This is a genomic window from Gordonia sp. i37 (genome assembly GCF_002043085.1).
In the GTDB taxonomy this organism is placed as follows: Bacteria; Actinomycetota; Actinomycetes; order Mycobacteriales; family Mycobacteriaceae; genus Gordonia; species Gordonia polyisoprenivorans.
In genome coordinates this window covers 1-593 of the sequence record NZ_MVPX01000300.1, presented here as the reverse complement: position 1 = coordinate 593, position 593 = coordinate 1, and the positions used below count along the sequence as shown (strand labels likewise).

Sequence of the window (593 nt, the reverse complement as noted above, 5' to 3'; positions counted from 1 at the left end):
CGGAGCCGTTCTCGGTCGGCTCGTCGCGCCCGCGGGGATCACCTGGCCGCTGCGGCGGTGGGTGCTTCTTCTCGCGGTGGTGGCCACGGCGGTAGCCGTCGCGGTGACGGTCCATCTCGACCGACAGGCGCCCGATGCGGCCCTGCACGCCGATGCCGGCCGCGCGCTGCAGTCGCTGAGCCGGATGACTGTGGTACCCCACCGACCCGATCGTGACGACTATCAACGGTCGGCGTTCGGTGTGGCATGGACCGACGCGGTCTCGGTCACCGGCGGACACAATGGTTGCGACACCCGAAACGACATCCTGATGCGTGACCTGTCGGATGTCACCGTCGGGTCGGTACGCAGTTGCCCGACGGCCGTGTTGACCGGAGAGTTCCGCAGCCCGTACACCGGTGCGACCGTCGTCTTCCGCCGGGACCGGTCCGCGATCGGCGTGCAGATCGATCACATTGTGCCGCTGTCACTGTCATGGGATCTGGGTGCGTGGTCGTGGCCGGCGCAGCGTCGCGTCGAGTTCGCCAATGACCCCGCCAATCTGGTTGCGGTCGATGCCGCGTCGAATCAGGCCAAGAGTGACGGCGAGCCGG

Annotated in this window: 1 protein-coding gene; it reads left to right on the top strand. The window is 68.3% G+C overall.

The features are described from left to right. Positions 1 to 37: 37 nt before the first annotated feature. The coding region (locus B1964_RS14370; RefSeq protein WP_253194002.1) for an HNH endonuclease family protein at positions 38 to 593 on the top strand (556 nt) is incomplete at its 3' end.